Raw genomic sequence first — 6,297 nt, 5'->3', positions numbered from 1 at the left:
GGCGAGCTCGGCGGGCAGATCGTGCTGGGTCGCCGCGAGGTCGGAGCCGGCACCCTGGTCGTCGTACAGGTGCCGGACGTGTCGGGTCAGCCGCGCTGAGGTTCGGCGGGTCCAGGGGCGGGGATGGGAGAGCTCAGGCGGTGCGCACCCGGGAGCGGGCGTTGCGCCGCTTGAGCGCCCGCCGCTCGTCCTCGCTCAGGCCGCCCCAGACGCCGTGGTCCTGTCCGGCCTCGAGGGCCCATGCGAGGCACTGTTCGCGCACGTCGCAGCGACGGCACACCTGCTTGGCTTCCTCGATCTGGAGGATGGCCGGACCGGTGTTGCCGATCGGGAAGAACAGTTCCGGGTCCTCGTCGAGGCATGCGGAACGGTGGCGCCAATCCATGGCTTGGAGGTTCCTCTCCTACACTGGGAAGTACTGCTGACGGGCTCGTGCGGGCGTGGCGATGTGAACGCGTTCACGAGCGCAGTCCCAAGACTGGCAAGGGTTGGATGCTGAAACAACCCCTTTCGGTGGTCGCATTCGTCACAGCCGTACCCTGAGTCGGTGAACCCGCGTGTCCATGACAATCCTGCGCCTCTAGTGGTAGCAGCCTCGCTGGCAGCGGTCGAGGGTGGTCTGGTCATCCTGTTCGGACTGGCGGAGCTCAGGAGCCTGACGTCTGGAAGCGTCTCCGCGGGGCTGGCCCTCTCGGCGTTCTTCATGGTGTACGGCGCCGCGCTCCTCTTCTGCGGGTGGCAGCTCTCGCGCGCCCAGACCTGGGCCCGGGGCCCGGTCCTGATGGCCCAGCTGATCCAGCTCGGCGTCGCCTGGGGCTTCTGGGGAGGGCGGACGACCTGGGTGGCGATCTCGCTCGGGGTCGCTGCCCTGGTCGCCCTGGCCGGTCTCCTGCACCCGCTGAGCATCGACGCGCTCAACGACGAGCAGCCCGAGCGCTCCTAGCGTTCCGGGTGCCCCGACCCCCGGGGGCTCAACGCGCGTCCTGCATGGCTACCCGCATCTGGTCGAGCGTGCGGGTCAGCAGCCGGGAGACGTGCATCTGCGAGATGCCGACCTCCTCGGCGATCTGCGTCTGGGTCATGTTCTTGAAGAAGCGCAGCACCAGGATCCGCTTCTCGCGCGGGTCGAGCTGGTCGAGCATCGGCTTGATCGACTCGCGGACCTCGACGTGCTCGAGGTTCGGGTCGTCGATGCCGAGGGCGTCGAGCATGCTCCCGCCCTGCTCCTCGCCGTCGTCGGTCGCGTCCAGCGACAGGGTGGAGTAGGCGTTGCTCGACTCCATGCCCTCGATGATCTCCTCGACTGTGCAGCCGATCCGCTCGCTGAGCTCCCGCGGGGTCGGCGAGCGTCCGAGGTCCTGGGTGAGCTCGCTGGTCGCGGTGACGATGTGCATCCGCAGCTCCTGCAGCCGCCGGGGAACCCGGATCGCCCATCCCTTGTCCCGGAAGTAGCGCTTGATCTCACCGATGATGGTGGGGGTGGCGTAGGTCGAGAACTCCACGCCCCGCTGGGACTCGAACCGGTCGATCGACTTGATCAGCCCGATCGTGCCGACCTGGACGAGATCCTCGAAGGGTTCGCCACGGTTGCGGAACCGGCGGGCGCAGTGCTCGACCAGGGGCAGGTGGAGATGCACCAGGTCCTCGCGAGCGCCAGCCCGGTCCTGCTCGGGGAGCGAGTCGTCGCTGAGGATCGCGAACAGCTGGGCGCTGCGCTCGCGGGTGAGGTCGGCGCCACTCGCCGCGACGTCCCCCGCCGCCCCTGTGCCCCACCTGCTGTCCGGCTTCATGTCAGGGGCCGAATCCCGGCTCTCCCGGCTCCATGCTGAGGCTCACCGAGAAGCGACCGTCCGAGGACTCGGCCTCGGCGCGGGTCGCCAGCGTGCTGAGGACCTGCCAGGCGAAGCTGTCGTAGTCGGGGCTGACCGGGTCGGCGGCCTCCACGGTCACCTCGACGGTCAGGGAGCCGGCCGACATGTAGAAGCAGCAGGTCAGATCGGTGTCGTCGGCTGCCTCGGGCAGCACCATCGCACTCGCCTCGCCCACGGCGATCCGCAGGTCCTCGATGTCGTCGATCGGAAAGTCGAGGCGGGCAGCGAGCCCGGCTGTGGTCGTACGGAGCACCGAGACGTACGCGCTGTCGGCAGGGAGCCGCAGCTCGACGTCGGCTCGGGTGCGCTGTTTCGCTGGCATTGCTCGCCTTCCGGTGACTCGTTCCCTCCCCATCCTGTACCGAACACTAGTCGGGGCCGGCCCTCAGGTGGTGAACCTGCGGGCCGGCCCCTTCCAGTGATCTGCTCAGGACTTCTTGGTCTCCCAGAAGATCTCGGCGATCTCGTCGATCTTGGCCAGCAGCTTGTCGGCCTCGCCCGCGTCCATCGAGCCCTTGGTCCCGGTGGCGCCGGCGAGCTTGGTGGCCTCGTTGACCAGCTCGTGGAGCTGCGGGTACTTCTCGAAGTGCGGTGGCTTGAAGTAGTCGGTCCACAGCACCCACAGGTGGTGCTTGACCAGCTCGGAGCGCTGCTCCTTGATCAGGACGGCACGGGTCCGGAAGTCGGGGTCGTCGTTGTCCTTCAGCTTTTCGATGATGGCCTTGACCGACTCCGCCTCGATCCGGGCCTGGGCCGGGTCGTAGACACCGCAGGGCAGGTCGCAGTGGGCAGAAACCTCGACGGTGGGTGCGAACTGTGGCACGTGCATCCGGTGGTCCTCTCGTGTGGAGACAGGTGGGTCTCTGCGAGGCTACTCCGCGTGCCGCGCGCCCCAGAGACGGGTTCTCCGTACCCCGACCGACACCCCGCATTCGGGTTCGCGCTGGTGGCCGGCGACTCGATGCGACCCCGGCTCGCACCCGGTGATCGGCTGCTGGTGCGGTACGGCGCGCGGGTGCGGCCGGGCGCCGTCGTACTGGCGCGGTTCGCGGACGGGACCCTCGCCGTCAAGCGCGCAGTCGAGCGGCGTGCGACGCGCACCGGTGCGCCGGCGTGGTGGCTGCTGAGCGACAACCCTGCCGCCGGCGTCGACTCACGTCACCGAGGGCCGGTCCCCGAGCAGGACGTGGTCGCGGTGGCGCTGCTCCGGGTGTGGCCGCGCCCGCGAGCTCTCGGGCACCTTCCACGGCAGCGGACCTGGACCGGCCGGCGGTCGCGGCTGTGACAGACTCCCAAGTCCCCTGTCCCCGGAGGGCCCACCGGCCCGGAGAGCCAGAACTTGATGGTGGCTTCCCCACACGACGCGCATCCGCACGCAGGCGATCCCGTCTTCGACCTGCACGTCGGCGGCAAGATGGAGACCCGGTCCACGGTGGCGCTGACCGGCCGTGACGAGCTGTCGATGGCCTACACCCCGGGCGTGGCCCGCGTCTGCGAGTCGATCGCCGCCGACCCGTCGCTCACCCGTCACTACACCTGGGTGCCCAACACCGTGGCGATCGTCACCGACGGCACCGCGGTCCTCGGGCTCGGCGACATCGGTCCCGCCGCCGCGATGCCGGTGATGGAGGGCAAGGCGGTGCTGTTCAAGCAGTTCGGCGGCGTCGACGGCGTGCCCATCTGCCTGGACACCACCGACGTCGAGGAGATCATCGAGACCGTCACCCGTCTCGCTCCGAGCTTCGGCGGCATCAACCTGGAGGACATCTCGGCGCCCCGCTGCTTCGAGATCGAGGATCGGCTCAAGGAGCGGCTGTCGATCCCGGTCTTCCACGACGACCAGCACGGGACGGCGGTCGTCGCGCTGGCCGCGCTCAAGAACGCGCTCACGCTCACCGGACGGGACCCTGGCGAGACCCGGGTGGTGATCTCGGGTGCCGGCGCGGCCGGGGTCGCCGTGGCCCGGATCCTGCTCGAGGCCGGCGTCCGGGACCTCGCGGTCCTCGACCGGCAGGGAGTGCTGAACTCCGAGCGCTCCGACCTCACGCCCGTGAAGCAGGGGGTGGCGCGCGACACCGCCGACCACTTCGGCCGCACCGGCAAGCTGGCCGACGTCATGGACGGCGCCGACGTCTACATCGGGGTGTCCGGGGGGAGCGTGCCCGAGGAGGTGGTCGCGCTGATGGCCGACGACGCGATCATCTTCGGCCTGGCCAACCCGAACCCGGAGGTGCACCCCGAGCTCGCGCATCGCTACGCGAGGGTGGTCGCGACCGGGCGATCGGACTTCCCCAACCAGATCAACAACGTGCTCGCCTTCCCCGGGATCTTCCGCGGTGCCTTCGACGCCCACGCCACGGCGATCACCGAAGGCATGAAGCTCGCCGCGGCCGATGCGCTGGCCGAGCTGGTGGGTGACGAGCTGGCGGAGGACCTCATCGTGCCCTCGCCGTTCGACCCCCGGGTCGGTCCGGCCGTCGCGACCGCCGTCGCCGAGGCCGCCCGCCGCGACGGGGTCGCGCGCCGCTGACCGCCGAGTCGGCGCTTCTGCAACGCTGAAATGTGCCGAGTCGGCGCGTCTGCAACGCTCAGGGGCGCTGAGTCGGCGCGTCTGCAACGCACAGGGGCGCTGAGTCGGTGCGTCTGCAACGCTCAGGGGCGCTGAGTCGGCGCTCCTGCGGCCAAGGAACATGCAGATGCGCCGACTCGGGGTCTGTGGGGGCTGCAAGCGCGCCGACTCGGGGTTTGTGGGGGCTGCAAGTGCGCCGACTCGGGGGTCTGGGGGGCGGCAGATGCGCCGACTCGCGGTGGGGGGCGGGGAGTCGGGTCGGTACCGTCGGGGCCATGTTCGCCGTCTACGCAGACTCGTTCTCCTCCCAAGATCCCCTCTCCGGCCTGGTGGTCGGGGAGCGACCCGATCCGGTCGCGCCCGATGGATGGGCCACCGTGACGGTCCGGGCGGCGTCGCTCAACCACCACGACCTCTGGTCCCTGCGAGGTGTGGGGCTCAAGGAGGAGGCGCTGCCGATGATCCTCGGCTGCGACGCCGCGGGGTACGACGAGGACGGCAACGAGGTCGTCGTCCACGCCGTGGTCAGCGACCCGGGCTGGGCGGGTGACGAGACCCTGGACCCGAAGCGGTCGCTGCTCTCCGAGCGGCACCAGGGCACGTTCGCCGAGCGGGTCGTCGTACCTCGTCGCAACGTGGTCCCGAAGCCCTCGTCGCTCTCCTTCGAGGAGGCTGCCTGCCTGCCCACCGCCTGGCTCACCGCCTACCGCATGCTCTTCACCCAGGGCGGCCTCAAGGCCGGTGACAGCGTCCTGGTGCAGGGGGCCGGCGGGGGAGTCGCAACCGCCCTCATCATCCTCGCCCGGGCCGGTGGCCTGCGGGTCTTCGCGACGTCGCGCGACGAGGCCAAGCGCGCCCGCGCGCTCGAGATCGGCGCCCACGAGGCGCTCGAGTCGGGCGCCCGGCTGCCGACCAAGGTCGACGCCGTGATGGAGACGGTGGGCCGCGCCACCTGGTCGCACTCGATCCGGTCCCTGCGCCCCGGGGGCTCGATCGTGGTCAGCGGTACGACGTCGGGGCCCAACGTCGACGATGCCGAGCTCACCCGGATCTTCTTCCTCCAGCTGCGTGTGGTCGGCTCCACCATGGGCACCCGCGACGAGCTGGCCTCCCTGGTCACCCTGCTCGACGCGACCGGCACCCGCCCGCTGATCGACCGCACGCTCGACCTCTCCAAGGCCCCCGAGGGCTTCGCGGCGATGGCGGAGGGTGACGTGTTCGGCAAGATCGTCTTCTCGCGGGACGCCTGATGCCCACGCACCTGCTCACCGGCGCAGGTTCGGGCATCGGTGCGGCGGTCGCACGGCGGCTGCACGACCGGGGCGACCGGCTGGTGCTGCTGGCGCGCACGCCGGAGCGTGCGGCCGGGCTCACTCGCGACTACCCCGGTGCGGTGACGCTGGTCGCCGACCTGTCCGACCCGGACGGGCTGGAGCGGCGGCTGGCCGGGTCCGACCTCCCGGACGCCCTCGACTCGGTCCTGCACGTAGCCGGCGCGGTCGAGCTCTCCGCGGTGGCTGACCTGCCCGTCGCGGAGCTCCGCGAGCAGCTCGACGTCAACCTGGTCGCGCCGGCGGTCCTCACCCGGGCCTGCCTGCCGGCGCTGCGCCGGGCGAAGGGAACGGTGCTGTTCGTCAACTCCACCTCCGGCCTGCGGGCCAACCCCACGTGGGCGGCCTACGCCGCCTCGAAGTTCGGCCTGCGCGGTCTGGCCGACGCGCTGAGGGCCGAGGAGGCGGCGTACGGCGTGCGTGTCAGCAGCGTCTTTCCCAGCCGGACCGCGACCCCGATGCAGGAGAAGGTCCACGCACAGGAGGGCAAGGACTACGACCCGTCGGAGTGGATCACCCCTGACAC

General features: G+C 70.7%; 9 protein-coding genes. 5 read left to right on the top strand and 4 right to left on the bottom strand.

Annotated elements, in window-relative coordinates:
* Nucleotides 1-133: 133 nt before the first annotated feature.
* The gene (locus VFN12_RS00785) at nt 134-385 is read right to left on the bottom strand and encodes a WhiB family transcriptional regulator (RefSeq protein ID WP_297753441.1); all 252 of its coding nucleotides are present in this window, start codon (nt 383-385) and stop codon (nt 134-136) included.
* Between the two features lie 198 nt (nt 386-583).
* Here VFN12_RS00785 and VFN12_RS00780 point away from each other — a divergent pair, with 198 nt between their 5' ends.
* Nucleotides 584-943 carry a hypothetical protein gene (locus VFN12_RS00780; protein ID WP_325116627.1) on the top strand — a complete coding sequence of 120 codons (360 nt, stop codon included), beginning with the start codon at nt 584-586 and terminating at the stop codon, nt 941-943.
* A gap of 28 nt (nt 944-971) precedes the next feature.
* Here VFN12_RS00780 and VFN12_RS00775 read toward each other — a convergent pair whose 3' ends face one another.
* From VFN12_RS00775 to sodN, 3 genes are all read right to left on the bottom strand, one after another.
* The gene (locus VFN12_RS00775; protein ID WP_325116626.1) at nt 972-1,790 is read right to left on the bottom strand and encodes an RNA polymerase sigma factor SigF; all 819 of its coding nucleotides are present in this window, start codon (nt 1,788-1,790) and stop codon (nt 972-974) included.
* A 1-nt stretch (nt 1,791) separates the two neighbouring features.
* A complete protein-coding gene (locus VFN12_RS00770; RefSeq protein ID WP_325116624.1) occupies nt 1,792-2,193 on the bottom strand; it encodes an anti-sigma factor in 402 nt (133 codons plus the stop codon).
* Nucleotides 2,194-2,298: 105 nt separating this feature from the next.
* A complete protein-coding gene (gene sodN / locus VFN12_RS00765; RefSeq protein WP_325116623.1) occupies nt 2,299-2,700 on the bottom strand; it encodes a superoxide dismutase, Ni in 402 nt (133 codons plus the stop codon).
* A gap of 51 nt (nt 2,701-2,751) precedes the next feature.
* On the opposite strand from sodN, the gene VFN12_RS00760 reads away from it, so the two are divergent.
* From VFN12_RS00760 to VFN12_RS00745, 4 genes are all read left to right on the top strand, one after another.
* A complete protein-coding gene (locus tag VFN12_RS00760; RefSeq protein ID WP_325116622.1) occupies nt 2,752-3,156 on the top strand; it encodes a S24/S26 family peptidase in 405 nt (134 codons plus the stop codon).
* 129 nt (nt 3,157-3,285) lie between these two features.
* A complete protein-coding gene (locus VFN12_RS00755; RefSeq protein ID WP_325116628.1) occupies nt 3,286-4,401 on the top strand; it encodes an NADP-dependent malic enzyme in 1,116 nt (371 codons plus the stop codon).
* A gap of 314 nt (nt 4,402-4,715) precedes the next feature.
* Nucleotides 4,716-5,690, top strand: coding sequence for a zinc-binding dehydrogenase (locus tag VFN12_RS00750; RefSeq protein WP_325116621.1), 975 nt, complete (start codon nt 4,716-4,718; stop codon nt 5,688-5,690).
* Nucleotides 5,690-6,297: SDR family oxidoreductase (locus VFN12_RS00745; protein WP_325116620.1), on the top strand; the 608-nt coding region annotated here is incomplete at its 3' end. The genes VFN12_RS00750 and VFN12_RS00745, both read left to right, overlap by 1 nt.

The organism is Nocardioides sp., from assembly GCF_035703625.1.
Taxonomy (GTDB): Bacteria; Actinomycetota; Actinomycetes; order Propionibacteriales; family Nocardioidaceae; genus Nocardioides.
This window is presented reverse-complemented; position numbering and strand designations above follow the sequence as displayed.

Bases quoted from the DNA above. Each gene is read 5' to 3' on its own strand.
- VFN12_RS00785 (WP_297753441.1), bottom strand. From the start codon at position 385: ATGGATTGGCGCCACCGTTCCGCATGCCTCGACGAGGACCCGGAACTG.
- VFN12_RS00775 (WP_325116626.1), bottom strand. From the start codon at position 1,790: ATGAAGCCGGACAGCAGGTGGGGCACAGGGGCGGCGGGGGACGTCGCG.
- VFN12_RS00770 (WP_325116624.1), bottom strand. From the start codon at position 2,193: ATGCCAGCGAAACAGCGCACCCGAGCCGACGTCGAGCTGCGGCTCCCT.
- sodN (WP_325116623.1), bottom strand. From the start codon at position 2,700: ATGCACGTGCCACAGTTCGCACCCACCGTCGAGGTTTCTGCCCACTGC.
- VFN12_RS00755 (WP_325116628.1), top strand. From the start codon at position 3,286: ATGGAGACCCGGTCCACGGTGGCGCTGACCGGCCGTGACGAGCTGTCG.
- VFN12_RS00750 (WP_325116621.1), top strand. From the start codon at position 4,716: ATGTTCGCCGTCTACGCAGACTCGTTCTCCTCCCAAGATCCCCTCTCC.